23 protein-coding genes are annotated in these 26,909 nt (G+C 31.3%); 18 read left to right on the forward strand and 5 right to left on the reverse strand.

Translation table 11 applies throughout. The annotated features are described in order from the left end of the window. The first annotated feature begins 6 nt into the window (after positions 1–6). Positions 7–597 carry a TetR/AcrR family transcriptional regulator gene (locus QLS71_RS07830; protein ID WP_308993667.1) on the forward strand — a complete coding sequence of 197 codons (591 nt, stop codon included), beginning with the start codon at positions 7–9 and terminating at the stop codon, positions 595–597. Positions 598–614: 17 nt separating this feature from the next. Continuing rightward, complete coding sequence (locus QLS71_RS07835; RefSeq protein ID WP_308993668.1) at positions 615–1,010, forward strand: hypothetical protein; 396 nt, start codon at positions 615–617, stop codon at positions 1,008–1,010. Between the two features lie 76 nt (positions 1,011–1,086). Here QLS71_RS07835 and QLS71_RS07840 read toward each other — a convergent pair whose 3' ends face one another. After that, the gene (locus tag QLS71_RS07840) at positions 1,087–2,088 is read right to left on the reverse strand and encodes an NAD(P)H-dependent glycerol-3-phosphate dehydrogenase (protein WP_308993669.1); all 1,002 of its coding nucleotides are present in this window, start codon (positions 2,086–2,088) and stop codon (positions 1,087–1,089) included. Between the two features lie 224 nt (positions 2,089–2,312). Here QLS71_RS07840 and QLS71_RS07845 point away from each other — a divergent pair, with 224 nt between their 5' ends. Together QLS71_RS07845 and QLS71_RS07850 are read left to right on the forward strand one after the other, a co-directional pair. Then, positions 2,313–3,248, forward strand: coding sequence for a nicotinic acid mononucleotide adenyltransferase (locus tag QLS71_RS07845; RefSeq protein ID WP_308993670.1), 936 nt, complete (start codon positions 2,313–2,315; stop codon positions 3,246–3,248). Between the two features lie 277 nt (positions 3,249–3,525). After that, positions 3,526–5,055 carry a polysaccharide lyase gene (locus QLS71_RS07850; RefSeq protein ID WP_308993671.1) on the forward strand — a complete coding sequence of 510 codons (1,530 nt, stop codon included), beginning with the start codon at positions 3,526–3,528 and terminating at the stop codon, positions 5,053–5,055. A gap of 247 nt (positions 5,056–5,302) precedes the next feature. On the opposite strand, the gene QLS71_RS07855 is transcribed toward QLS71_RS07850, so the two are convergent. From QLS71_RS07855 to QLS71_RS07870, 4 genes are all read right to left on the reverse strand, one after another. Beyond that, positions 5,303–6,730, reverse strand: coding sequence for an alpha-L-fucosidase (locus QLS71_RS07855; protein ID WP_308993672.1), 1,428 nt, complete (start codon positions 6,728–6,730; stop codon positions 5,303–5,305). A gap of 115 nt (positions 6,731–6,845) precedes the next feature. Further along, positions 6,846–7,424, reverse strand: a complete 579-nt coding sequence (gene nadD / locus QLS71_RS07860) for a nicotinate (nicotinamide) nucleotide adenylyltransferase (RefSeq protein WP_308993673.1) — start codon at positions 7,422–7,424, stop codon at positions 6,846–6,848. 13 nt (positions 7,425–7,437) lie between these two features. Next, positions 7,438–8,025, reverse strand: coding sequence for a guanylate kinase (gmk, locus tag QLS71_RS07865; RefSeq protein WP_308993674.1), 588 nt, complete (start codon positions 8,023–8,025; stop codon positions 7,438–7,440). 75 nt (positions 8,026–8,100) lie between these two features. Next, positions 8,101–8,958, reverse strand: a complete 858-nt coding sequence (locus tag QLS71_RS07870; protein WP_308993675.1) for a YicC/YloC family endoribonuclease — start codon at positions 8,956–8,958, stop codon at positions 8,101–8,103. Positions 8,959–9,103: 145 nt separating this feature from the next. On the opposite strand from QLS71_RS07870, the gene QLS71_RS07875 reads away from it, so the two are divergent. From QLS71_RS07875 to QLS71_RS07940, 14 genes are all read left to right on the forward strand, one after another. After that, positions 9,104–10,198: a formylglycine-generating enzyme family protein gene (locus QLS71_RS07875; protein WP_308993676.1), complete on the forward strand. Its 1,095-nt coding sequence runs from the start codon at positions 9,104–9,106 to the stop codon at positions 10,196–10,198. A 559-nt stretch (positions 10,199–10,757) separates the two neighbouring features. Beyond that, complete coding sequence (locus tag QLS71_RS07880; RefSeq protein WP_308993677.1) at positions 10,758–11,204, forward strand: response regulator; 447 nt, start codon at positions 10,758–10,760, stop codon at positions 11,202–11,204. An 8-nt stretch (positions 11,205–11,212) separates the two neighbouring features. Further along, positions 11,213–15,955, forward strand: coding sequence for a PAS domain S-box protein (locus tag QLS71_RS07885; RefSeq protein ID WP_308993678.1), 4,743 nt, complete (start codon positions 11,213–11,215; stop codon positions 15,953–15,955). A 326-nt stretch (positions 15,956–16,281) separates the two neighbouring features. Then, positions 16,282–17,010, forward strand: a complete 729-nt coding sequence (locus QLS71_RS07890; protein WP_308993679.1) for a LytTR family DNA-binding domain-containing protein — start codon at positions 16,282–16,284, stop codon at positions 17,008–17,010. A gap of 290 nt (positions 17,011–17,300) precedes the next feature. Continuing rightward, positions 17,301–17,978 carry a response regulator gene (locus tag QLS71_RS07895; protein WP_308993680.1) on the forward strand — a complete coding sequence of 226 codons (678 nt, stop codon included), beginning with the start codon at positions 17,301–17,303 and terminating at the stop codon, positions 17,976–17,978. A 380-nt stretch (positions 17,979–18,358) separates the two neighbouring features. Further along, positions 18,359–19,486, forward strand: coding sequence for a hypothetical protein (locus QLS71_RS07900; protein ID WP_308993681.1), 1,128 nt, complete (start codon positions 18,359–18,361; stop codon positions 19,484–19,486). After that, complete coding sequence (locus QLS71_RS07905) at positions 19,452–19,817, forward strand: hypothetical protein (protein WP_308993682.1); 366 nt, start codon at positions 19,452–19,454, stop codon at positions 19,815–19,817. The genes QLS71_RS07900 and QLS71_RS07905 overlap by 35 nt, the downstream gene beginning before the upstream one ends. Next, positions 19,807–20,292: a prepilin-type N-terminal cleavage/methylation domain-containing protein gene (locus QLS71_RS07910; RefSeq protein WP_308993683.1), complete on the forward strand. Its 486-nt coding sequence runs from the start codon at positions 19,807–19,809 to the stop codon at positions 20,290–20,292. The genes QLS71_RS07905 and QLS71_RS07910 overlap by 11 nt, the downstream gene beginning before the upstream one ends. Further along, positions 20,282–21,400, forward strand: coding sequence for a type II secretion system F family protein (locus tag QLS71_RS07915; RefSeq protein ID WP_308993684.1), 1,119 nt, complete (start codon positions 20,282–20,284; stop codon positions 21,398–21,400). The genes QLS71_RS07910 and QLS71_RS07915 overlap by 11 nt, the downstream gene beginning before the upstream one ends. Before the next feature lie 24 nt (positions 21,401–21,424). After that, positions 21,425–21,853: a type II secretion system protein gene (locus tag QLS71_RS07920; protein WP_308993685.1), complete on the forward strand. Its 429-nt coding sequence runs from the start codon at positions 21,425–21,427 to the stop codon at positions 21,851–21,853. A 1-nt stretch (position 21,854) separates the two neighbouring features. Beyond that, positions 21,855–22,334 carry a hypothetical protein gene (locus QLS71_RS07925; protein ID WP_308993686.1) on the forward strand — a complete coding sequence of 160 codons (480 nt, stop codon included), beginning with the start codon at positions 21,855–21,857 and terminating at the stop codon, positions 22,332–22,334. Then, positions 22,335–23,744, forward strand: a complete 1,410-nt coding sequence (locus QLS71_RS07930; protein ID WP_308993687.1) for a GspE/PulE family protein — start codon at positions 22,335–22,337, stop codon at positions 23,742–23,744. Between the two features lie 3 nt (positions 23,745–23,747). Further along, positions 23,748–25,673, forward strand: a complete 1,926-nt coding sequence (locus QLS71_RS07935; RefSeq protein ID WP_308993688.1) for a type II and III secretion system protein — start codon at positions 23,748–23,750, stop codon at positions 25,671–25,673. Next, entirely contained in the window at positions 25,674–26,858 is a 1,185-nt protein-coding gene (locus QLS71_RS07940) for a hypothetical protein (RefSeq protein WP_308993689.1), read from the forward strand. Positions 26,859–26,909 lie beyond the last annotated feature (51 nt).

Consider the following 26,909-nt stretch of genomic DNA (forward strand, 5'->3'; position numbering starts at 1 on the left):
TTTGAAATGTCAAGTAAACAGGAAGTTTTAAAATGCTCTGTCACCAACTTTACTAAGTTTGGAAGTAAGCGTTTTACTATGGATGAGTTGGCTAGTGAGCTAGGAATTTCTAAAAAAACTATTTACAAATATTTTAATAGCAAAGAAGATTTAGTAGTTGAGAGTGTCATCTTTTTAATTAATAATTTTAAAGATGACATTAATACTATCATAGCATCTCAAAATGAACCTATTATAAGTGTCATTTTAATTTATAAAAAAGGATTTGAATATTTAAAACATTTTAAACCCTCATTCATCTTCGGCTTAAAAAAATACTATCCAAAAGCCAATACTATTTTTGATGACTTTAGAGATAGTTTTGTAAACACAACGGTATATAATCTTCTATATGAAGCTAAAAAATCAGGCATTATTAAACCTGAAGTTAACTTAAATTTATTTTGCAATTTATACTTTAAGCGATTCGAAGAAATAGCTTTTAAAAACAATAATCTTTTTGAAACATATAGTAATCAAGAACTTTTAAATCATTTAATTGTATACAACCTAAAAGGCATTACAGTCGCTAATTATAAAAACAATTATTTTGAATAGTTTGTTATTTTTGCAGAATGAAAAAAGATATTGAAGTCCCAAAAGTTGAAGGTGTTTACGTTGCAATTGTAAACGAGTATAACGATATTTATAAAACTCAAGATTGGAATGCTTACATTATAAATGACAAAGAGATTGATTTAGAAATGGTTTTAATTGTAACTTCTGGATATTCCGAAGAAAAAATAACCTCTACATTTAGAAAGCAACTTGATATATTGCCTAAAAAAAGTTATGCAAAAATTGAGTTGATGCAAGAAGAATTATTTGCACTAAATAATAGCTTTAAAGTGTCTTTTTTTTGGGGCAACAAAATGTTTGATAAAACTTATTTATTTAGAAAAAATACTGTTAATTTAAAGGCGTTACAGACTTTGCCTTTAATGGAAGCTAAGGGTGTTTTAGTGAAATAATCCTTCCGTCTTTGATTTCTTCTATGCAGAAACCAAATCCACCTTCCCTTAAAAAAGGGAAGGAGTTGTTTTGTTGCTAATCCAACTTATCCGTCAATTTTTTAAAGGTTTTTTTAGGGTCTTTGCCTTCATAAAGTATTTCATAAACTGCATTTATGATGGGTAAACGCGTTTTATTTTTGTTCTTTTCGTTAAGCAAATGGGCGCTTTTTGTAGCGTAATAACCTTCTGCAACCATACTCATTTCCATTTGAGCAGATTTTACAGTGTAGCCTTTCCCAATCATATTTCCAAACATCCGATTTCTTGAAAACACCGAGTAACCAGTTACTAATAAATCGCCTAAATATGCCGAATTATTAATATTACGTTTCATTTTATGCATTTTTTTAATAAAACGTTTCATCTCACGAATGGAATTACTCATAAGCACACTTTGGAAATTATCACCGTAACCCAATCCGTGCGCGATACCCGCAGCAATAGCATAAATATTTTTAAGCATTACGGCATATTCAACACCAATAATATCGTCGCTTATTTTTGTTTTTATATAATCACTTGACAGGCTATTGGCAATAGTTTGTGCTTTTTTGGAGTCGGAACATGAAATGGTTAAGTATGATAAACGCTCTAAAGCAACCTCTTCGGCATGGCAAGGACCCGCAATAACTGCAATATTATTATAGGGAACCTTATAGGCTTCATGAAAATGTTCACCTAATAATAAACCAGATTCAGGTAAAATACCTTTAACAGCCGAAACAATTATTTTATTAGAAATATCCATATTTAATTTTTCCAATTCACTATGAATAAAAGCTGAAGGAATTGCGAAAATCAATACATCTGCATAATCGGCAATTTCATTAATATCGTTACTAAGCTTTAATTGATCTATATGAAACTCAACCGAACTTAAATAATTTGGGTTATGATATTCTCTTAACAAGTGTTCTTTGGTATAAACACTACGCATGTACCAACCTACTTCTTCTAAATTTTCACAAAGCATTTTCACAATGGCTGTGGCCCAACTTCCTGCGCCAAAAACTGCGTATTTTAAAGGTTTATTCATAATTAGTCTACATGTTTAATAATTCAAAAATACATAAAATATTAGTGATTGTTAAGTCATCAAATTATTAAGAAATGCACTAAAGCAAAAAGTTTGTAATAACTAATACGTTTTTAGCAAATGGCATCGCTTCGATAAAAGCATAAGTAGATAAAAACCAGATGAAATCTTTTTTGGCACGTGTTTTGAAAACGTTAAAGTAGAAACCCTAAAAATGTTTGATTATGAAGACTATAAAATTACTTTTAACATTTGCTTTAACAGCTACACTTTTTACGTCGTGTTATACAGAAGTAAATCATATAGATGATGAACCTATAATATCTTTAAACGAATTATTAGGCTCGTATGAGTTGTGGTATGTAGATATCAATGCGACTAAAGGTTATGGTGAAACACCTTTTTTGCAAAAAGCCTTTACCATGTCATTTAGAAACGGGAATGCTTATGCTAACAACAATATTGTTGGTTTAGGAGATACTGGTAACGGTTTTGGCATTAATGTTGGAACTTACGATGCTTACGATATGATTTTGGATGTATATCATGTTATAGATGGTTTTGAAACTTTCGATATTTATCAAGTAGATAATAATACTATAGAACTGTACAACCCAAAAAATGACACCTCGTACTTTTTAGATGGTTACCAACGCAACAATTTTGATTACGATTTTGTATTCTATGATAACATTCATTATTTCTTGCAAGAATACAATGCTTGGGAAAAAGTATATACCAGTAATTATGGAGCTATAAATGAATTTGATAATGAAAACTATTTACAGTTTTTAGCTGGCGGAAACGACTCGGAGTTTAAAAGCTCACAAGATCCCAATGGAAAAAACACCAATAATTTATATTGGGATTATACAGGATTATATGGCGTTGGAAACATAACTGGCAACAACAAGCTTAAAACTTTAACATTAGATTATGATTATTTTGACAATGAATATTTCGAATTGAGCGTTATTAATGATGGAAAGATAGAATTATATCACCCAGACTCAGGGACAGCTTATGAGTTTGTTGGTAGAGGATATATACAATTTATGAAAACCACAAACACAAAAGGAAAAACAGTTACAGCAGAAAAAATGCGTAAGCATAGAAAAGATAAAATAGAAAACCCTCGCGAAAACACAAGGATTTTATAAAATTTTGGTTGGTTATTTAGTTCAGAAACCGTTTAGAGATTTATTCTTTAAGCGGTTTCTTTTTTGAAGATTTGTTATGTATTACACATATCACATATGAAGAATTGCTTATAAAACTTATTGTATGAATATTTAATTTCTACACAAAATTTTGTGTAGGTTTATATTATCATGAAAATAGCCAACTTATAAAATCGACCTAAACACATATTTATCATACTCGCAATGAGTTTATTGTAAATTTGAACAAATTTATTTTCATTTTAATGATACAAGTATGATAAAAATCCATCAAATTACGAATATGAGCTTGCTCATTTTTTTTCTTCTTAGTGCTGTATTGAATTCCAATGCACAGAATAGTAATCATTTGGCTGAACAACCTGAGTTGGGACAAATCCCTCCACATCCACCAAGATTACCTGAGGGTGTTATACCAGCGTTTCCAGGGGCCTGGGGTGCTGGCATGTTTACCACAGGTGGACGTGGTGGTAAAGTTATAGCCGTTACCAATCTTAATGACAGTGGAGAGGGTAGTTTGCGCAGTGCATTAGAAGCTAAAGGGTCCCGCATTGTTGTATTTCGCGTAGCAGGTACTATCAAAATTAAAAATGATATCAATATCAATCATCCCGATATCACCATAGCAGGTCAGTCTGCTCCAGGTGATGGAATTTGTATAGCGGGAACACTCAATATTAATACACATAATGTTATTGTTCGTCACATTCGTGTACGACGAGGTGTACCTGTTGGCGGACAAGGTGACGATAATATTGGTGGCAATCCAGATCACCATATCATCATTGACCATTGTTCTACAAGTTGGGGAATGGATGAAAACATTTCACTTTACCGACATATGAGATCTTCACTTGATGGTAGTACACAAATTAAAGATCCAGCTGAAAACATTACCATTCAATGGACAATATCTAGTGAAGCACTTGATGCGAAAGGACATGCATTTGGTGGTACTTGGGGTGGAAATCCGTCTACGTTTCATCATAACTTGTTTGCCTGCAACACGGCAAGAAACCCATCTATAGGTATGTCGGGGCCGTTTGATTTTCGCAACAATGTAATCTACAATTGGCGCCATCGCACTATGGATGGCGGTGATGAAACTTCATTAATTAACGTTATCAACAATTACTATAAACCTGGCCCTGCTACCAACGAAAATATGCGCGCTGTTTTTGCTCGTGTTGAGGAACGTAGTATGTATTCACCAGGCAGTGCTTGGGCTGAAGGAGAGTGGTATGCCAAGGCAAAAAACAGACCAGGTAAATGGTATGTTGCCGGTAATATCATGGATGGTAATGAAGAGCTTATTATTAACAATTGGGCTGGTATTCAGGGTTCGGAAAAAATGGCTCGAGTTAATACTCCGTTTGTTGGTTGGCCGGTTGCACCACATGAGACGGCTGATATTGCCTTCGAATCTGTGCTTACAAAAGTGGGAGCTACCTTACCGAAACGTGATACTGTAGATAGACGTGTTACTGAAATGGTTAGGAGTGGAAAACCAATGACTAAAACGGGTATTCTTAAAGACATATCAGAAGTTGGTGGTTACCCCACGTTGACTTACAATCCTGCAAAAGTTCCTGTTGATACAGACGGTGACGGTATGCCTGATGCATGGGAAATTAAACAAAAACTTGATCCTAAAAACCCAGAAGATGCTGCCTTTGACTCAGATGGGGATGGTTATACTAATATCGAAGAATATTTAAATGCCACGAACCCTAACGAAAAAATAAACTATCGTAACCTTGGTAACAATATTGATACTATAAGTTAATTTTATAATCGATTCAATGCCGTAAGCTAGCTCTTGATATCAAAAAATTCAAGTGTATTGTATTATGCGTTTTGAAATAAATTTAAAAAGAGCTTCCTGTTCAATACTACAGGAAGCTCTTTCTAAATTAACTCAATAAATATCATTTTAATACCTCTTACAAATTAACTTGAAATCATCTCAAAACATTATTTAATTCTGAATGTTGAAGTTTTTACTAGAGAAAATTATCATTAATATGATATTATTATTCAACATAAATTTTAAATACTTGGGCAATATCAGATGGTAACCTTACATTGGATTTTACACTAATAGTCAACCCTTCTTCTGTATGTTTAAACGTACAACCTTCTATTTTCTTTAATCCAAATAACTCAACAGAGGTTACTTTTTTTTGTAGTTTGCTCTTAGAAAGTTCTTTTAGCTTGAATGATAAAACACCATTTTTAATTTCAGCGTCGGGCCATTTGGTTGTAATAGCAAAAACAGCATCTTTAGTTTGTGTAAAATAGACTCTGTCCTCTTTCGATAGATTTTCGAAAGGTACGTGATAAGGACGTGTTTCATATATAGCTTCACCAAAAGTCCATAACCATCTACCCACTTCATTAACAATTATTTTTTGGTCTTCTGGAAAGGTTCCGTCTGCTTTGGGAGATAAGTTTAAAAGCATTTGCCCGTTACAACTAACAATCTCAATTAAATGATGAATAATTTCTTCAGCAGTTCTTAATTTCATTCCTTCAGTATAACCCCAAGAGAAAGAAAACCCGGTGCCTATCGAGTAATCGCTTAAAAAAGGAACTTCGCTTATTTTATCAGGATTATTATTTTCATGGTCTAACATACCACCTCCTTTAATATCCTCTCCTTTATATGTAACAATAACTTCTTTTCCACTTTTTGCGGCATCATTAAAATAATAGGCCATATAAGATTTAAGATAGTCTTGGTTTACACGTTCTAACCAAGCATCATGATAAATAATATCTGGTTGATATTTGTTAATAACCTCAATACATTTATCCCGCCACATACGCTGCCATTCGTCTTCAGGCATTGTGCTTCCATATAATTTTTGATACTTGGCATCAAAACCAGCAAATTCTGGGCTCATTTTAAAATTGGTGTAATTAAGTTCGTGATGTAGTGATACAAAAAACTTAAGATCTCTTTCTTTAATTGTTTTTCCTAATTCACCAACAATATCACGTTTTGGTCCCATGTCTTTAGAATTAAAAGGTGTTAGTTCACTATCCCACATGGCAAAACCATCATGATGCTCTCCAACTAAGCCTGCAAATCGAGCGCCTCCTTTAATAAAAAGGTCTGCCCATTCTTCTGCATTAAAATTTTCACCTTTAAACATGGGGATGAAATTGTGATAATCAAATTTATCTAAAGACCCATAAACAGCTTCATGCCGTTTGTGTGTTCCTAACTTTGAGTAATTAGAAGTATCGCGCATGGCTTTTATATAATGTTCATTATTATATGCAGGAACTGCGTAAACGCCCCAATGGCAATAGATGCCAAATTTAGCATCACGCATCCAATCTGGAACACTTTTGTGTTTTGATAGTGATTCCCAGTTTCCTTGATACTCTGATTGGGCAATTAAAATAACTGATTGGGTTGTTAATAATAGTGAAAGCAATAATTTTTTAATCATAATATTTAGTTTCTAATATGGTTTTTAAAAAAGGACACTAAAATAGTCTTTTTTACCGCTTTAGAATAAAAATGCATTGAAAAAAAAATTTGAAATTAATTAGTTTTTATCTGGCTTACTTATAAAAATTCATCTCATCCAAATACTCCCAAACGTTTTCTGGCAGCATTGGTTTTACGTTTTTACCTTCTTTTATGGCATTACGAATAAAGGTTGAAGAGAGTTCCATAATAGGAGCATCGATTTGATGAATTTTTTTATGATCACTAAATTGAGTTTCAATCTTATTTTCTGAAACTCGGGGGTAAACATAAATATGGTGGTTTTCCAGAATGATTTCGTAATTTCTCCACTTGTGAAAACTTTTTAAATTGTCTTCACCCATAATTAAAGAAAATTCTAAATCGGGGTATTTTTCTTGTAAATAAACAAGTGTATTTACGGTGTAGTTGGGTTGCGGTAAGTTGAATTCTATATCGGAAGGTTTCAGTTTGGAATAGTCTTTTGTAGCACGATATACCATTTCTAAACGTTGATAATTATCTAATAAAGAGCTTTTCTTTTTAAACGGATTGTGCGGCGTTACTACAAACCAAACTTCATCTAAATTACTGTATTCAGCCATATGATTGGCAATAACCAAATGCCCAATATGTATGGGATTAAAAGAGCCAAAATACAATCCGATTTTCATTAAAAATGTATTATTATTTTACAAAATCGCTTACCAATTTTTCGGCTTCCACAAGCGCTTTTTCTAAATCGTCGTTCACTACAATAACGTCGAATAAAGGTGCGGTAGCCAATTCTGCCGAAGCTTTGGCAACGCGCATATTTATTTTATCTTCACTTTCAGTTTTACGATTTTTTAATCTGATTTTTAACTCGTCAATACTTGGTGGCTTAACAAATATGGCTAATGTTTGTTCTGGAAATTTTCGTTTTATACGCAAACCACCGGATACATCAATATCGAAAATTACGGTTTTACCCATACTCCAAATGCGTTCAACTTCCGTTTTTAAAGTACCATAAAAATTATCACGATATACTTCTTCCCATTCTAAAAAATCATCATTTTTAATTTTAGTTTTGAATTCTTTTAGCGATAAAAAGTAATAGTCTTTTCCATCTACTTCATTTCCACGCTTTTCTCTAGAAGTTGCAGAAATAGAGAATTCTAAATTTAATGTTTCAATACCTAATAAATGCCTTACAATGGTTGTTTTTCCTGAACCTGATGGTGCTGAAAACACGATAAGCTTTCCTTTTTTTGTAGTGTTTTGTTCTGTCACGAATATTTTATTTATGGCTTTAAGCCTTAAGCTGTATGCTTTAGGCAAAACGGGGTGTGGCATAAAGCGTATTGCTTACAATACATTCAATAATTGTTCTTTGATTTTTTCCAGTTCATCCTTCATTTGCACCACCAATTGTTGCATGGGTGCATAATTACTTTTAGAACCTATGGTGTTTATTTCACGGCCCATTTCCTGACTAATAAATCCTAATTTTTTTCCGTTAGAGTCTTTAGAATTTATACATTCAATAAAATAATCTAAATGGTTCTTTAAACGCACCTTTTCTTCTGTTATATCAAACTTTTCAATGTAATAGACCAATTCTTGTTCAAAACGATTTTCGTCGTATTTCTCCTTTAAATCTTCAACACCTTTAAGCAAACGCTCACGTACACCTTCAACACGTTCAGGATCCATAGCAATGACTTGGTCTAACAAATTGCTAATTATAACTACACGTTTGTTAAACTCTTGTTCTAGTACTTTTCCTTCATCTAGGCGATGGCTGTTTAAATCTTCTATGGCTTTATTAATTTCTACCGCTATAGTTTGCCATTCACTTTCGTCAATTTCTTCACGAACGGTGTTTAAAGCATCTGGAAAACGCACTGCCATTTTAAGTAGTTCTATCTCATTACCATCAACAACTTGTCGCAATTGCTCTATATATTGCTTTACTACAGGGGTGTTAATTTGAGTTGAGGTGTCTTCGGCGGTTGCTTCAACATAAATAGAAAAATCTATTTTACCACGCTCTAAATTATCTGCAAGTAATTTTCTAATAGTCAGTTCTTTTTCTCTATAAATAGAAGGCATTCTAGCATTTAAATCTAAACTTTTGCTATTAAGAGACTTCAACTCTATAGTCACTTTTTTAGTGGGCAATTGCAAAACAGATTTTCCATAACCTGTCATTGAATATATCATAAACGTATGTATTAAGTTATGCAAAGGTAATTAAAACCTAAGGTATAGAAAACAGATACAAGAATGTTAAAAAAATTACTTTATATAGGTTAAAATAAAAAACGCCTATTTTTGTTAATATAATTCACCTTTTTTAAGTAGATTAATGAAAAATAGCATACAATTCTTTATTACAATTGTTGTTTTTTTTACTGTTTTAGGATGTAGGGAGAAGCATGCCGAGATTAGTACAGAAACCCAGAAACAAATAATTGATAGTTTAATTAATAATCCACCTCAAGGCATGGTTTGGATACCTGATGGAACCTTTTTACAAGGCGCTGTACCGCAAGATAAAATGGCAATGAAGCACGAAAAACCACAACACTCTGTAACGGTAGATGGTTATTTTATGGATATTACCGAAGTAACAAATGCGCAATTTTCGAAATTTATTGAAGAGACAAGATATGTTACCACAGCAGAGCGTAAAATTGATTGGGAAGAAATGAAAAAGCAATTACCAGCAGGCACAACAAAACCCCATGACTCTATTATGCAACCAGGGTCTTTAATGTTTAAGAAAACAAAAGAATCGGTTCCTAATTTATATGATTTTTCACAATGGTGGCGATGGGTTATTGGAGTGAATTGGAAACACCCAAGTGGACCAGACACGAACTTAGAAGGTAAAGAAAACCATCCTGTTGTACATATTTCGTATGAAGATGCAGAGGCATATTGCATATGGGCGGGCAGGCGCTTGCCAACCGAGGCCGAATGGGAATATGCTGCCAGAGGTGCAAATAATAATACTATATTTTTCTGGGGTGATGAACAGGATAAACTATCAAAAAAAGCCAATAGTTGGGAAGGCGAATTTCCTGTACATAATACATTAAAAGATGGTTTTGAAAGAACAGCACCAGTTAAAACATACCCTGCAAATGGTTTTGGTTTATACGATATGGCAGGTAATGTTTGGGAATTTACAACCGATTGGTATAATGTGAACTACTATGATGAATTAATTGCCAAAAAAGAGAAAGCTATAAACCCTAAAGGAGCAGATAAAGGTTACAATCCCAATAATCCTTATTTACAAGAAAAAATAATAAAAGGCGGTTCCTTTTTATGTAGCGATTCGTATTGTGCAAGTTATAGGGTGTCTTCTAGAATGGGAACTAGTATAGATTCATCAGCAGAACATGTTGGGTTTAGAACGGTAGCTACACCAGAGATGTTAATAAATAAAGACTGAGTATCTTTAATAAAAAAGCTTCCATAGAGTATCTGAAGTTTTTTATTCTATTCCATTCGTGAAATATTTAGCAAAACATGTGTTTATATTTCTATATTAATATTCGATTTTTAGTTATTAATCAATAATATTTTTACATATTTGATTTTGATTAGTTCTATTTAATATAAATATTGATTTGATTCAAAATTAGTGCTCTTGAGATAATAATCATAAATTTATAAGAAGAGCAAGCCTGCAATAGTTTTCGTTATATGCTCACTTTTGCTAAAAAAAATGGTTTAAATTTATTGTTTTAGTTACCCCAAAAAATAACATTGAATTATACAGTCAAATAATATTAGATTTATCTTTAGGTTTTTTTAAAACCTCATACTGTATAAAATCAACAACATAAATATAATTTTAACCTTTAGTCGTGTTCTGTACGCGACAGAAAAACACAATCCCACATGAAAAGAAATGTACATAAAGACTTTTTATCTTGAGTTGGACAACAAAGTAATACCTTTGCAAACCTTAGATATATTAATAATATTGTTCACCTAGATTTTACAAAATGGAAAAAACAAAACTTAATCTTTTGCTTGCCGATGATGATATAGACGATTGCGATTTTTTTAAAGATGCACTTGAAGAAATATCTGTTCCTGCAAATCTTAGTACCGTAAATAATGGAGTTGAACTCATGAATTTGTTATTAACAGAGCCTGTTAACTATCCCGATATTATTTTCCTTGACCTCAATATGCCAAGAAAATCAGGCATGGAATGTATCAGTGAAATTAAGGCTATAGATAAGTTAAACCATATTCCTATTATTATTTACTCTACGTCGCTCGATATGAATGTGGTAAACCTTCTTTACGACAAAGGGGCTCATTATTACATTCAAAAGCCAGGTAAATTTGCAGTATTAAAAAAAGTGATAAAAGAAGCTATTACCCAATTCCATATTAATAATTCATTGCGGCCTACAAGAGAAAAATTTATAATTCAACCTTAAATGAGTTTATGAGCATTGAAACTAGAGAACACAATTTTTTTCAAGAAGGCGGAGAAATGGGTAAGCTTATCAGAGCGAAAGACTGGAGTAAAACTCCGTTAGGTCACCCAGACATTTGGCCACAACCTTTACGAACCATGATAAGTGTAATGCTTGATAACCCTTTTGGCATGTATATCGCTTGGGGTAAAGAGTATACTCAAATCTATAACGACGGCTATCGCCCTATTTTAGGTGCCACAAAGCATCCTGAAGCTTTGGGGATTAGCTCAAGAGAAACTTTTTCCGAGATATGGCATATTATTGGTTCTATGTTTGATGGCGTAATGGATGGGATACCGATTGGATTTCCAGACTTCATGCTTCCTCTTAATAGAAATGGATATGTGGAAAATTGTTATTTTGATTTTGCTTACAGCCCTATAAGGTTGGATAATGGTGAAGTAGGCGGCGTATTAGTTACTGTAATAGAAACGACTGATAAGAAAAAAGCTATCGAAGATTTGAAAGAAAGCGAAGAAAGATTTCGTACTATGGCAGAAGGTACTGATATTTTTATTTCGGTTGGAGATGAAAATAGCAGGACCACTTATTTTAATAATGCTTGGGTTAAATTGACCGGAAGGTCTATGGAAGAATTATTGAAGTTGGGCTGGCTAGACCTAATACATCCAGAAGACAGAGAACAATATGTAAATATTTATTTGAATGCCTTTCAAAAGAGAGAACCATTTACAGGAGAGTTTCGCATATTAAATAGCGAAGGGAAATATAGCTGGTTACTTGCACAAGGACCACCTCGTTTTCGCTCCGATGGAAGTTTTGCAGGATATATAAGCTCGTGCGTAGACATTACCGACCAAAAGACCTTCGAAATAGAACTTCAGGAAAATAAAGATCAATTAGAGTTTGCTATAGACTCAACGGAATTAGGCACTTGGGATTACAACCCAATATCCAATAAATTTTCAGCAAACGACAGGCTTAAGGAATGGTTTGGACTGCGTAATGACAAAGAAATTGACCTTAGAGATGCTCTTGTTGCTATCGAAGAAAACGATAAGCAGAGGGTAACAAACGCCATACAAAAAGCATTAGAATATGCTTCAGGTGGCGTTTATGATATTGAATTTAGCATTCTTCATATAGTAACAAAACAAGAAAGAATTGTTCATGCAAAAGGTAGAGTCTGGTTTAATGAAGAAAAAGTTGCTTATCGTTTAAATGGAACATTAGAGGATATTACCGAGAAAACCATTGCCAACAAAAAGACAAAAGAAACGGAGTTACATATTCGCACTATGGTGTCAGAGTCTCCTATTGGTATTTGTGTAATTGATGCCACAACTTTGATAAGTGAAATTGTGAATAACAGTTTCATTGAAATAGCAGGCAAACCCAGAGAAGAAATTATTGGAAAATTTTACTGGGATACTTTTGCCGAGGTAAGATCATACTATGAAACAGCATTGAGTAAAGTTATTGAAACTGGCAATCCATTCTATGCGAATGAAGAAGAATTGAGACTAATTCGTCATGGTAAGGAAGAAATTATTTATGTAACTTTTGTGTATGCCCCTTTAAAGGATGAAAAAGGAAAAGTAGTGAAAGTTGCGGTATGGGTACTTGAAAACACCTTACAGGTAGAAGCTCGTAAAAAAATAACCATTAGTGAAAATAATTTAAGATTGATGATCCTCCAAGCACCTGTTGCTATTTCCATTTTGAGAGGAGATGATTATAAAGTTGAAATAGCCAATAAATATGCTCTTGAACTTTGGGGAAGATTAGAAGAAGAGGTCATGAATATATCTATTTTCGATTCCATGCCCGAACTTTCAACCCAAGGAATAAAAGAACTTCTTGATGATGTAGCGCATACTGGTAAACGCTTTGAATCACCTGAATTGCCTATTCAATTGGTAAGAAATGGCATCTTGGAAACGGTATATATCAATTTTTCCTATGAAGCACTTTATGATGCTGAGGGGAAAATAAATGGTATTATGAGTATTGGTTTTGATATTACTTCTCAGGTTAAAGCAAGAAAAAATGTAGAAGAAAGTGAAAAACGGTACCATAATCTAATATATTCATCGCCATCTGCTATAGGCATTTTATATGGAGACAATTTAATAATTACCATTGCTAATGACCCCATCTTAGAAATTTGGGGTAAAGGAAGAGAAATAATGGGTAAACCTTATTTTGATGCTTTGCCCGAATTGGCCACACAAGGTTATAAAGAAATTTTTGCGGAGGTCTACACGACAGGGGTTCCTTTTAATGCTGTTGAAACCCCCGTTCATATTATACAGGAAGGAAAAGAGACTTTAAAGTACTACAATTTCCTAGTATATGCTCAAAAAAATATTGAAGGGAAAGTTGATGGTGTGGGTATTATTGCTACCGAGGTTACTTCTCAAGCACTTTTAAATAATAAAATTAAAGAAAGCGAACAAAGTATTCGTGCCTTGGTGGAAAGTGCACCTTTCCCAATAGGGGTTTTTGTAGGAGAAGAAATGAGGATATCGCTTGCTAATCAATCTATTATTGATGCATGGGGAAAAGGAAGTGATGTGGTGGGTAAATTATATAGAGATATACTACCAGAATTTGGAAACCAACAGATATTTGAGCAAATACGTCGGGTACTGCAAACAGGAATCCCTTTTCATGCCAAAAACCAAAAAGTTGATATCGTCAAAAACCAAAAATTAAGTACTTTTTATTATAATTATAGTTTTACTCCTTTGATGGATAGTTCTGGGAATGCATATGCCGTTATGAATACAGCAGCCGAAGTAACTGAATTGCATGAGGCGAAACAGAAAGTGGAAGAAAGTGAGAAACGATTTAGAGATTCAGTAAAGCAAGCACCGCTAGGTATTACTATTTTTAGAGGTCCTGATTATGTTGTTGAAATGGCTAATGAAAATTATCTATTATTAGTAGATAAAACGGAAGCGCAATTTGTGGGCAAACCCCTTTTTGAAACCTTGCCCGAAGTCAAAGAAACCCTTGTATCAATCATCGCAGAAATATATAAAACAGGTGAAGCTTATTATGGATACGAATTTCCCATTAAATTAAATAGGCATGGTAAAATAGAAGACACTTATTTCAATTTTGTTTATCATCCTTTAAAAGAAAATAATGTTATATCTGGTATTATGGCTGTAGCTACCGAGGTAACTGCCACGGTAAAAGCAAAGCATCTTATTGAGGAAAATGAAGAGAAACTTAATGTTATCATCGATGCCAGCGAATTAGGAGTGTGGGAATATGATTTAAAAACCTCTGAAAGTGTTACATCCAATCGATTTCTTGATATTTTTGGATTTCCGAGAGAAAATCATATTCCACATAAACATCTTGTATCCCGTATCCATCCTGATGATCTGGCTATAAGAAAAGCCGCATTTGAAAGATCATTTGAAACGGGAATACTTCACTATGAAGCACGATTAATATTAGACGACAAGTCGCTACGTTGGATTGAAGTTAAGGGAAAAGTATTCTATGATGTCAAAAAAAACCCAGATCGCTTAATAGGAACCATTAGGGATATTTCTGAAGAGCGTAATTCCCAACAAATGCTAATTGAGCGAGAACAGAAATTTCGATTATTAGCAAATTCAATGCCGCAACATATTTGGACATCTGATCCTGAAGGTAATCTAAATTATTTCAACCAATCTGTTTACGATTTTTCAGGAATAACACAGGAGGATATAGATAAAGAAGGCTGGATTCAAATTGTACATCCAGACGATAAAGAAGAAAACATTAAACAGTGGAACGAGTCAATCAAAACAGGAAAAGACTTTTTAATTGAACACCGTTTTCGAAAGCATACTGGAGAATATCGCTGGCAATTAAGTCGTGCTATACCTCAAAAAGATAATGATGGTGTTATAAAAATGTGGGTAGGAACCAGTACGGATATTCAAGAACAAAAAATGTTTACAAATGAATTGGAAAAGCAAGTACAGCAGCGAACCGGTGAGTTGAATCAAAAAAACATTGATCTCGAAAAAATGAATAAGGAGTTACAGTCATTTGTGTATATATCCAGCCATGATTTACAGGAACCTTTACGTAAAATACAAACGTTTGCTTCCCGTATTTTAGAAACAGAATATGCCACTTTATCAGAAAACGCTAAAAAACATTTTAATAGAATGCAGGAGTCGGCAAATAGAATGCAAAACTTAATACAAGACTTGTTTGCTTATTCGCGAACCAATGTTGAAGAAAGAAAATTTGAAATTGTTAACCTGTCTAAAATTGTTGAAGAAATAAAAGAAACACTAAAGGAGGAGTTAGAGGAAAAAAATGTAACTATTGAACTCATTAATATCTATGATATTAAAATCATCCCTTTTCAGTTTAAACAACTTATGATCAATTTAGTAAGTAACTCTATTAAGTTTTCAAGGATAGCCACCCCACTCCACATAAAAATTGATTGCATAATAGCAGAAGGATCAAAATTTGATATTGATAAGCTATCTGCTAAAAAGAAATATTGTCATATTAGTATTTCAGATAATGGGATAGGATTTGAACAACAATATAGCGAAAAAATATTTGATGTATTTCAACGTCTTCATGGTAAGGAAGAATATACTGGAACAGGTATTGGGCTGGCTATTGTCAAAAAAATAGTGGAAAATCATGGCGGAATTATTTTGGCGAAGGGTGAGTTAAACCATGGCGCTACATTTAATATTTATATTCCTGTTTAATAACTACTTTGGGTAGTGGCCATAATCTGTCGATTTCAGATAATAAAAAAAAGGACAAATCAAATAATAATGATTTGTCCCTTCATGTACTCAAGGCGGGAATATCCTAAAGCATATTAGATTCTGACAACCAACGCATTTAATTAACTTGACCGAAAGGTTTTTTTTTAATTTGAAGATAACTTTAGTGTTCTTTTGACGAGTTCATTCTTCTTTTTATACCTGATTTCATTAAAAATTGATTGAATACCCCTAAAGTAGTTAGGGGAAACCCCTACTTTAGGTTTGGTAATTCTGTTTATATTAGTTGTTTTAAACATGTTGTTTTGACCAATTATATAATAATAAAAGCCCAAGATGGTGTGATTAATAAAATCACCTCAATATTGGATGAATTTGCAGATTTTAACTGTGTTGGCTATACATATAACCACGAAGAGTCTATGGATGTCGTTTTGCGAGAAATGCCTGACCTAATTTTTATTAATATAGATTTTAATAAAAACAACCCATTTGGTCTAGTTAGTGAATTAAATCAATATTTAAAAAGCGATACAGAATTTATTGCCATATCTTCTTCAAAAGAAAAAACTTATGAAGCAATAAAAATGGGTTTTTTTGACTATTTACTAACCCCAACAACTGAGTTAGAAATAAGGAAAGCAGTAATAAGATTTAAAAAAAAATACCCTATTAAAATAAACAATACTATTTGCTTAAAATCGTATAAAGATTATCAATATTTAAGCTTAGATGAAATTTTATTTTTAAGAGCAGATAATAATACCACCGATTTCCACATGATTGATGAAGTAGTGATTACTGCTTATAAAACTCTTAAAACATTTGAACCTGTTTTACCAGAAAATTTTTTAAGAGTACATAAAAGTTATATAATTAATTGTAATTATGTTTCTAGAGTTAATTATGGAAACTCAAAATGCACACTAAAAAAAAGTAATTTAAGTGTGCCTTTTACAAAAACTTATAAGAACAATGTGGAGTTTATGGTTAATTTATTATCACCTTCGACTTCATGTATTAAATTAAATTAATATTCCTTTCAAAAAGAGCTGTTATACCCTTGCAAACATACCTTTCACTATTTCTTATAATAAAAGTCAATTAATGATTATTTTGTTTAGTATTTTCCTCCTTCAATTATGAAATTATACCAAGAATTTGTTCGGTTTAAAAAGTTATAGGTACACATACAATTGTTTATTGTATGGTTTAGTTTTGTTAAAATAGGCATATATATTTTTTTGTCCCTCACTTAAATAAGTATTTAGAATTATTAATAGTAACAATAAGCGTAATTTTTAAATTCTAATTAATTATAAATATGAACAAAATAATTAAGGTATTACTAATTGAGGATGAGCCTTTAACCATAGAGGCATACCAACGAGCTTTAAATGAAACAGCTTCTTTTAATGAGAGCTTAGAATTCGATATTGATTCAGCAAGCAATTGTGATAATGCCTTATTAAAACTTAAAGGGGACAAAACTAATTGCGGTATAGACATTGTTTTTTTAGATATGAGGATACCTTCATCGAAAGACGGTGTTATTTTAAGCGGTGAAGATTTGGGAATTAAAATAAAGAATACTTTTAAAAATATTAAGATTATAGTATCTACATCTTACGACGACGCCTTTAGAATATCCAGTATTTTGAAAAGTATTAATCCCGATGGCTTTTTGATTAAGAGTGATTTATCAGCAGCTCTTCTATTAGAAGCTATTAAGGTTGTTGTTTCTGAACCTCCATATTATAGTCAAACAGTTTTACAAATACTAAGAAAACAAGCGACTAATGATTTTGTTGTAGATAATATAGACAGAAAAATGCTGTACGAATTGTCTAATGGTACTAAAATGAATGAATTGCCCCAAGTCCTTCCTCTTTCAATTGCTGCTTTAGAACGTAGAAAACGATTGTTGCGAGATATTTTTAACGTTACAGGAAAAGGTGATAGAGATTTGCTCACAGCGGCGCGTGAAAGAGGGTTTATTTAAATTTAATAAATTTTTAATATCTCATTACAAGCGAAATAGATAGTATGGTATAGGGATTTCTTTTTTAATTCGACTCAATTCTGGGGAATTAAGCCAATTGATTCAAATTTAAAAAATAAGGAATTGCCTTGACTATTTTAGGTAATAACCTTAGCTCATACACAAGCAAGCATTGTACGTTTAATCATTGGGTTTTTATTAAATCTAATAGCAGCTATTGTATCCATAAAATTATATTTCCATTGAATAAATATTTCAAATATAAGATTTGTAAATCGTATAATATCAAATCTTCATCTCTGATAAACGCTATTTTTATATGCCTGATAATTTCAATTTTTTGTGGGTGCTTGGTTTTGATTTCTCACTATCAAAATATATTGAACAACCAACTTTATGAACAAGAGAATTTAATTTATAGAAACGATTCTGCTTTTAATTATTTATTAAATAATGCAGAATCTATTCAATATAACCAGTTTCAAGAAATAGACATATTTGAAGATGGGACTTCATCATACATTCAAAAAAAGAATTGGGGATTTTATGATGTTTTAGTTTGCAAAACCAATTTTAGGAATGACACTATTTCAAAAATAGTATTAGTTGGACAACTAACTAATTCTAAAAATAGTTTAGCTCTATATGTGACAAATTATGATAAGCCTCTGAAATTATCTGGAAAAACAAATATATCCGGACAAATTAAAATTCCTAATGGTCTTACAGAATTGGCTTATATAAATGGCAACAAAGGGAATACTATTGTTCTTAAAGGAGAACAATCAAAATCGGGAGATATACTTCCAAAAATAGAAAAAAACATATTTATAGATATTTCAAAATACACACCTATTACTCTAGACACCTTTGATGAAAATCCAGTAATAATAAACAGTTTTGATGAGACCACTAGGGTAATCAATTTAAGTGACATGAAAGAGCTTAGCAATATAACATGTAAAGGAAACATTGTATTGAGCTCAAACAACGAATTAAAAATAACTAATACTGCCAAATTAACAGATGTTATTGTGTCTGCGCCTACAGTACACATTATGCCTGGTTTTAAGGGCAATATCCAAATTATAGCCAAAGATAGTGTTAATATAGAAGAGCATGTTTCATTGCTTTACCCTTCAAGTATTTATATTAAAAATGATAATGGCAAAGCCTCTATTATTATAAATGACTATTCAACTATAGCAGGGGGTATTGTTATAGATGGAGACACTTACGCTGGAGTATTAAATCGGTCCTTAATAATACATGAAAAAGCTACTGTAATTGGCAATGTATATTGTTATGGTAGAACACAATTGGAGGGCAAAGTTATTGGAAGCATTTGTACCGATAAGTTTTTTCTAAAAACAAAATCATCTAATTATGAGAATGTTATTCTAAACGGAACTATAAACAGAGATAGTTTGCCAAAAGATTTTGTGGAATTACCCTTGTTCATAAATAATTTTAATGAAAGAAAATATGCCGTCATTAAAAAATTTTAAAAACCTTAAAGCATCGTCAATTACCGAATCGGTTATTGCTATTTCAATTATTTCGATTTGTGCTTTGGTAGCCTTTACAATTTATTTAAATGTAATCAAGCAAAACAAATCAATACATTATTATAATGCGAAGCATACTATTAACTTTTTGATTGAAGAAAGCGTTCAACAAAATGATTATGAAGACAATAGCTATTCTTATAATGAATATACAATTGATAAAAAGGTTGGTGTTAATAAAAGAAATCATACCGCTCTTTTGACTTTCACCTTTAAATCAGGAAACAAAACCAATGTGATAACTAAGCTAATTTCCTATAATGAATATTAAACATCTTAAGGGATTTACCATATTAGAAGTTTTAATAACTCTTGTTTTAATGAGTATTATTATTTCAATTACTTTTTCATTATTTAATTTAATGGGTAAACAATTATCTCTTTTTGAAAAGGAAAACACTCAAGTGCTTGAATATAATTTATTTAACACAACGCTGCTAAGAGATATTGATAAAGCTAATAATTTTAGTTATGCAGAAAGCGATTTAGTTTTAAAATTCTATGATGAAACTGAGGTAAATTATACTGTAAATTCCAAATACATTTTAAGGAATAACCACATAAAAATAGACACATTCAAGTTGAGAGTTAATGGTTATCAGTTTATAAATAGTGATGAAAAAACTAATAATAACACAACCTTTCTATTATCATTAAAAGTGTTAAATGATACGATTAATGCTAATTATTTTCTAAGCAAGAATAATTCCGATATAATAAATAACAGCTATTTTAATGAAGATTGATACTATTTCATATAAGACTAATAAAAAAGATTCATTAAAAGTTGATTTCAATATGTCCATGCCAACTTTTAAAAATTTTTCAGACAAACATAAGGAAGATTTTTATAGGGAGTTTTCCACACTTATTAGGTCTGGAGTAGATTTTAATCAAGCGTTGTCCATTTTAACAGATCAACAAAAATCTGAATTTGTTCGCTCTATCTATAAAACTATTAATGATGATGTGGTGAAAGGAAAATCGCTTCACGAAGCTATAAAGAATCACAAATATTTTTCGCCTTACGAATATTATAGTATAAAAATTGGTGAAGACACGCGACGCTTACCTGAAATATTTGATCAATTGCAAAAGTTTTTTTCAAGGAAAATTAAAATGAAACGTCAAGTTGTTTCCGTATTGGCTTATCCCATTTTTGTGTTATTCATAACGTTTGCTGTACTCTATTTTATGCTCAATTTTGTGGTGCCCATGTTTGCATCTGTGTTTCAGCAGTTTGGTAAAGATCTCCCAGAAATAACACAGTTTGTGGTAAATGTGTCCAATAATTTTAATACCATACTTTTAATTGCATTAGTAATATGTGTTTCCATATATGTAGCCCACAAAGTATTAAATAAAAATAATTCTTATCAAGATATTAAATCTAGGGTAGTTTTGAAAATCCCCTATTTTGGAAATCTAATTAAGAAGATTTATTTAGCGCGTTTTTGCCAGTCATTTAGTCTATTATTATCTGCAAAAACACCATTAATTACTTCATTAGAGCTCACTGAAAAAATGATTTCTTTTTATCCGTTAAAGTTGGCTATTTCTCAAGCAAAAAAGGATGTGTTAAAAGGAGAAACATTGTCTAATAGCTTGAAAAAAAGTACGTTTTTCACATCTAAGATTATTTCGTTAACATCAATTGGGGAACAAATTAACGAGTTAGATACTATGTATGAGGGTTTGGCAAATCAGTACAACGAAGATGTAGACCATGAAACAAAAATGATAGGGACCATATTAGAGCCTTTAATGATAGTAATTATTGGAGGTATAGTTGGTTTTATTATGATAGCCATGTATTCGCCTATTTTCAACTTGAGCAAGGTTATTCAAAATTAGAAGATTAATATTAAATACTTAAAAATGAAAAAGTCCGTATTAAAGTTAAATAATAAAAAGCTACAACTAAAAGCATATTCTATGTCTGAGATCTTAATAGTACTCTGTATTATTGGTATTCTAATTTATTTGGTTGTTCCTAACCAAACATCGGTAGTTACAAGCGCCAAATCCATTGAAGCTCAAAACATGTTAAGTATGATACATGGTTTAGAAAAAAGCCATTTTTATCGCCATTCTAAATACACAACTGATTTTAGTGAATTAGGATTTGAAGAGGCTTTAACCATTGATAAAGGTGGGCAAGCAGTTTATAAAATAGAAGTTATTGAAGCATCACTAAACACCTTTGTAGCTACAGCTACCTCACTACAAGATTTTGATGGAGATGGTGTTTTTAACACTTGGGAAATTAATCAAGACAGAATGTTAAAAGAAATTATAAAGGATTAAAATGACAATCACTTTAAGCGTAGTACTAATTGTTGTTTTAACTGTAGTGCTCTATCAAGATATAATGAATAGAACCATACACATAACATTGCCAGTAAGTTTATTTTTAATAGCAATGTCCATTAATTTTATTTCTATTGATTTAGATTTTTATAATATTCTATATAACATAGCTTTTGTTTTAATCAATATTTTAGGACTTACATTATATTTTTCCTTTAAGAATAAAGTGTTTATAAATCCTATAGATACCTTTATTGGTTTGGGGGATATTGTCTTTTTTATCGCCATTACACCATTATTTACTTTAAAACCTTTTATTCTATTCTTTATTATTGGGTTGTTATTTTCTTTATTGGTACATGGTGTTTATTCGATTTTTAAAAATGGAAAAACCATTCCTTTAGCTGGGTATTTAGCATTATTTCTAATGATTAATGTTGTGGCAAAAAGCATATTTAAAATTAATGTGTTGTTTTAAATGAATATAGAAAGCCAAAAGCATATAAACTTAAGTATTGATTTGCAACAGGCAATCAGTTCTGATATTGCTAATCATTTTTCAATTATTCCAAAAGAAATCACAAATGATACAAATGCTTTTTTTATTGCTGATGAAAAAATTTTAGAGGAATATGCTATTAAAGAAGAATTAAAACTCATTTTTAATAAAAACATAATTTTAGAGTTTGTAGAATCTTCCATTGTAAAAAGAGCGCTTTCCCTTTATTATAGAAAAAATGATGATAAGCCAAGGTTAGTTTCTTATGGAAATGATTTTTTAGAAGACTTAATTTTCGAAGCTAAAAATATAAATGCAAGTGATATTCATATTGAAATATATGAAGAAGACGTGAGAGTTAGATTGCGTATTGATGGGCAACTCATTGAGAAAAATCATATAAAAAAGGAAAATTATCTTGAACTGATTAATCAAATTAAAATTAAGTCGAATCTAGATATTACTGAAAAACGTTTACCCCAAGACGGTAGAATAGAATATGATGATTTTGATATTAGAGTATCCATATTACCAACTCATCATGGGGAAAAAGTGGTGATGCGAATATTGGGTAGAGATGCTTCTCATTTAGATATTAATAAACTAGGCTTAGATAATGATGATGTACAAACATATTTAGAAGCAGTTAAAAAGACAAATGGGATTGTACTTATAAGTGGGCCTACAGGTTCTGGGAAAACAACAACATTATATGCAACACTTAAACATCTTAATGATATAAAAAGAAATATACTAACCGTAGAAGACCCGATAGAATACACCTTAAAAGGTATTAATCAAGTGCAATTAAAAGAAAACATAGGTCTTACTTTCACCTCGGCATTACGCTCTTTTTTAAGACAAGACCCAGATATTATAATGCTTGGGGAAATTAGAGATGCCCAAACGGCTCAAATGGCAATTAGAGCCTCTTTAACTGGGCATTTAGTACTGTCTACTATCCATACTAATTCTGCTGTTGGTACTATTTCTAGGTTGGTAGATATGGACATCCCTTCATTTTTAATTGCTGAAACTATTAATGTGTCTGTTGCTCAACGACTGGTAAGAACTTTATGTGATTCTTGTAAAAAAGAAGAGATTTTTAATGATAAAGATTTACCTAGGTCTTTTAAAGCAGATAGTCCATTAAAAAGTCATTATACAGCAAAAGGATGTGATGATTGTTATCATACAGGATATAAAGGGCGTAGAGCTATTTATGAAATACTGCCAATTACTCACGAGGTTGCTGATGCCATAAAAAATAACACCTTGGTACAGTCTGATTTTACAAAAAACAAAAAACTCTCAAATAAAGCATTTGATTTATTGTCAAGAGGACTAACATCGCTTGAGGAGATTTACCCAATTCTTATTAATTCATAAACTATGTCATACAGAATTTTAACTATAATCTTTTTCTGTTTTTTTATCAATGTATGTTTTTCACAAACCAATATTGAAATTTTCACAAAGAAAATAGATGAACTAGCAAAAACAAAAAAGGGGTTAAATGAGAATGTTAGAATTGATTTGGCTGGATTAACCCTATATGATTTTATTAATGCTTTGGCAGAGGAACATCAGTTAAATGTAAGTGTTGATTCAAATTTAAATCAATTGGTGACCAGCAATTTTTATGATGTAAACATAAAGGATGTATTTATGTTTTTAATTAAAAAGCACGATTTGGATGTTGAAGTAATGAACAATATTTTAATATTCAAAAAAAAACCAGATCAGGTAATCGTTGAGAAAATAAAGACTTTAAAAAAAATTGATGTCACTTATAATAATGAAAACGCTTTTTTATCCATTAATCTCAAAAACGATTCTTTACCTAGAGTTGCCCAAGCCATAACAGATGCATCAAAAAAAAATGTTGTATTAGCGCCAGATATTAAAGGAGAATTAGTATCAGCCTATATACTAAATAGACCCTTTGATCAAGTTCTTGAAATGATGGCAAAGTCTAATAGCTTAGTGCTTAGTGTAGATGAAAATAATATTTATTATCTCGAAAAGGATATTGTTACACAACCAGCGGTAAAATCTACCACGCAAAATGGCAGAAGTAGAAGTTCATCAACTCAAAGAAATACATCATCAAGTAATGATAATGGAGCTTTTGAGATTAAAATTAATGACAAAGGGTTTTTAGACGTTAAAGCAACAGAAGCAGATGCTGCAGAAATGATTATAGATGCCGCAGAGAAATTAAATATTAATTATTTTATGTACAATACCCCCACTGGGGTAAGTACAACATTAATGTCTAAAGATATTTCATTTGATGATTTATTAGAACATCTCTTTATAGGTGAAAATTACACCTATAAAAAGTTTAATGATTTATATTTAATTGGAGAACACACTACACCAGGGTTAAGAACTATAGAATTAATACAATTAGAAAACAGAACTATAGAAACTGTTTTAAGTACCCTTCCAAGTAGTTTGACAAAAGGTCTTGAAATTAAAGAGTTTATCGAGCTAAATGGTTTTGTTGTTTCTGGATCAAAAACGCGCATTCAAGAATTTAAAGATTATATTCATGAAATCGACTTAGTGGTTCCTGTAATTCAAATTGAAGTCATAATAGTACAATATCAAAAATCCTACGAAATCCAAACAGGCATGCAAGCCGGCATTGACAATCAGCAAAGAACAACTTCAGGAGCCCTTTTTCCAACAACTGATGTTGCCCTTAATGCCACTTCTGTAAATGGATTAATAGATGCATTTAATGGACTTGGAATTATTAATCTTGGTAAGGTTTCTGAGAAATTTTATTTAAACTTAAAGGCATTAGAAAATAATTCACTTATTAAACTATCCTCAACACCAAAACTTGTAACCCTAAATGGACACGATGCCACCTCTTCTATAGGAGAAACTAGTTACTATTTTGAGCAAAATAATAGATTATTAACGTCAGGGATTGGCAATGATATTCTTCAATCTGGTACATGGAAATCTACCGAAGCAAACTTAAGTATTAACATCAAGCCTTTTGTGTCTAAAGATGAAAATGTAACTCTTACTATTGCTGTTGAAAAAAGTTCTTTTCTTGGAAGAGTTGGAGAAGGTGCTCCTCCTGGAAAATCTACTCAAAAATTTGAATCGTTAGTTCGGGTAAAAAACAATGAAATGGTGCTTTTAGGTGGACTAGACGAATTAGAAAATGAAAACTCAGGAACGGGAACCCCTTTATTATCAAGAATTCCAGTAATTAAATGGTTATTTAGTGGTAGAACAAAAAGAAAAGAAAAATCTAAACTGCACATTTTTATTAAACCAACAGTTACCTACTAAATGACAACTAAGTTTAAAAATATATTTAATTATTCAAATAGATATTATGCCATTGGTATATCTAAAGTAAATGATGTGCTAGAATACCAATTAATTGAGATACTATTTAAAAATAATGAATTAACGATTGAAAAAAGATTTTTCTCAAATAATTTTGAAAGTATTTTCACACCACAATTAAATAAAGATTATCCTATAATTTTACATATTGAAGGTGACAATATTATACATAAGGAAGTTGAAAACAAAACAGGCTATAGAAATGATTTAATTTTTAAAGCCAACCCAGAGGAGTTTTACTTTTTTGAATATCACCAAAATGAAACTGTTTTTGTATCAGTATCCAGAAAACACCATATAGATACCATAATAAAGCAAATAAGCGACATTCATTTTTTTATAATACATATATCTTTCGGACCATTTATAATGGCAAATTTACTACCTATTGTAAAAGATTATAATAGGATTTCATCATCTAACTATACTCTAGAAATAAGTGATAATAAGGTTTTGTCATTCAATAATATACAAACACAACAAAAGGAATATCAAATAAATGGCGATACATTAAACCAAAGGGAATTACCACTTGTGGCATCTTTTTTAGATTATAAATATCCTAATCTTGCCATTGAATTTGATAAAGAATTTTTAAATAGAAACAAAGCTGAATTTAAGTTTAAAAAACGATTTAAAATAGCATGGATTTTTACTCTTGCATTTTTTTTGACAACGCTTTCTTTAAGTCACTATTTGTTGGGCTTTTATATGAATTCGTTAGCTGAAAAAGAATCACTTAATGTCTTAACCCAACAAACCATTGTAAAGGTTAATACTTTAAAAGATGAAAAGATTTTAAAAGAAAAAATACTACTCTCAAGTGGAATTAGCAACAAAAGTTTTTTGACCAAATACATTATGGATATTGGAAATTCAGTGTCGCAAAATATTGTGTTAAATGCCATCCAAGTTATCCCTCCTGTTAAAAAAACAAAGGCTTTAGAGAAAATCAATTTTGATATTAGTGTTGTTAAAATTATTGGAGAGTGCGAAAACAATAAAATGTTTAATGATTGGTTGAAAAAGCTGGAATCTTTAGCATGGATAAAAAAACTGGACATTGAAGATTATTCACAAGAAACCAAAACAGAGAATACATTTACCATTAAAATAAAAATATAATTGTTTAAAAATTTAACATATAAACAAAAGTTCTTTGCTGTCATAATAGGA

The organism is Mariniflexile litorale (assembly GCF_031128465.2).
Taxonomy (GTDB): Bacteria; Bacteroidota; Bacteroidia; order Flavobacteriales; family Flavobacteriaceae; genus Mariniflexile; species Mariniflexile litorale.

Bases quoted from the DNA above. Each gene is read 5' to 3' on its own strand.
- QLS71_RS07830 (WP_308993667.1), top strand. From the start codon at position 7: ATGTCAAGTAAACAGGAAGTTTTAAAATGCTCTGTCACCAACTTTACT.
- QLS71_RS07835 (WP_308993668.1), top strand. From the start codon at position 615: ATGAAAAAAGATATTGAAGTCCCAAAAGTTGAAGGTGTTTACGTTGCA.
- QLS71_RS07840 (WP_308993669.1), bottom strand. From the start codon at position 2,088: ATGAATAAACCTTTAAAATACGCAGTTTTTGGCGCAGGAAGTTGGGCC.
- QLS71_RS07845 (WP_308993670.1), top strand. From the start codon at position 2,313: ATGAAGACTATAAAATTACTTTTAACATTTGCTTTAACAGCTACACTT.
- QLS71_RS07850 (WP_308993671.1), top strand. From the start codon at position 3,526: ATGATAAAAATCCATCAAATTACGAATATGAGCTTGCTCATTTTTTTT.
- QLS71_RS07855 (WP_308993672.1), bottom strand. From the start codon at position 6,730: ATGATTAAAAAATTATTGCTTTCACTATTATTAACAACCCAATCAGTT.
- nadD (WP_308993673.1), bottom strand. From the start codon at position 7,424: ATGAAAATCGGATTGTATTTTGGCTCTTTTAATCCCATACATATTGGG.
- QLS71_RS07870 (WP_308993675.1), bottom strand. From the start codon at position 8,958: ATGATATATTCAATGACAGGTTATGGAAAATCTGTTTTGCAATTGCCC.
- QLS71_RS07875 (WP_308993676.1), top strand. From the start codon at position 9,104: ATGAAAAATAGCATACAATTCTTTATTACAATTGTTGTTTTTTTTACT.
- QLS71_RS07880 (WP_308993677.1), top strand. From the start codon at position 10,758: ATGGAAAAAACAAAACTTAATCTTTTGCTTGCCGATGATGATATAGAC.
- QLS71_RS07885 (WP_308993678.1), top strand. From the start codon at position 11,213: ATGAGCATTGAAACTAGAGAACACAATTTTTTTCAAGAAGGCGGAGAA.
- QLS71_RS07895 (WP_308993680.1), top strand. From the start codon at position 17,301: ATGAACAAAATAATTAAGGTATTACTAATTGAGGATGAGCCTTTAACC.
- QLS71_RS07905 (WP_308993682.1), top strand. From the start codon at position 19,452: ATGAAAGAAAATATGCCGTCATTAAAAAATTTTAAAAACCTTAAAGCA.
- QLS71_RS07910 (WP_308993683.1), top strand. From the start codon at position 19,807: ATGAATATTAAACATCTTAAGGGATTTACCATATTAGAAGTTTTAATA.
- QLS71_RS07915 (WP_308993684.1), top strand. From the start codon at position 20,282: ATGAAGATTGATACTATTTCATATAAGACTAATAAAAAAGATTCATTA.
- QLS71_RS07920 (WP_308993685.1), top strand. From the start codon at position 21,425: ATGAAAAAGTCCGTATTAAAGTTAAATAATAAAAAGCTACAACTAAAA.
- QLS71_RS07925 (WP_308993686.1), top strand. From the start codon at position 21,855: ATGACAATCACTTTAAGCGTAGTACTAATTGTTGTTTTAACTGTAGTG.
- QLS71_RS07930 (WP_308993687.1), top strand. From the start codon at position 22,335: ATGAATATAGAAAGCCAAAAGCATATAAACTTAAGTATTGATTTGCAA.
- QLS71_RS07935 (WP_308993688.1), top strand. From the start codon at position 23,748: ATGTCATACAGAATTTTAACTATAATCTTTTTCTGTTTTTTTATCAAT.
- QLS71_RS07940 (WP_308993689.1), top strand. From the start codon at position 25,674: ATGACAACTAAGTTTAAAAATATATTTAATTATTCAAATAGATATTAT.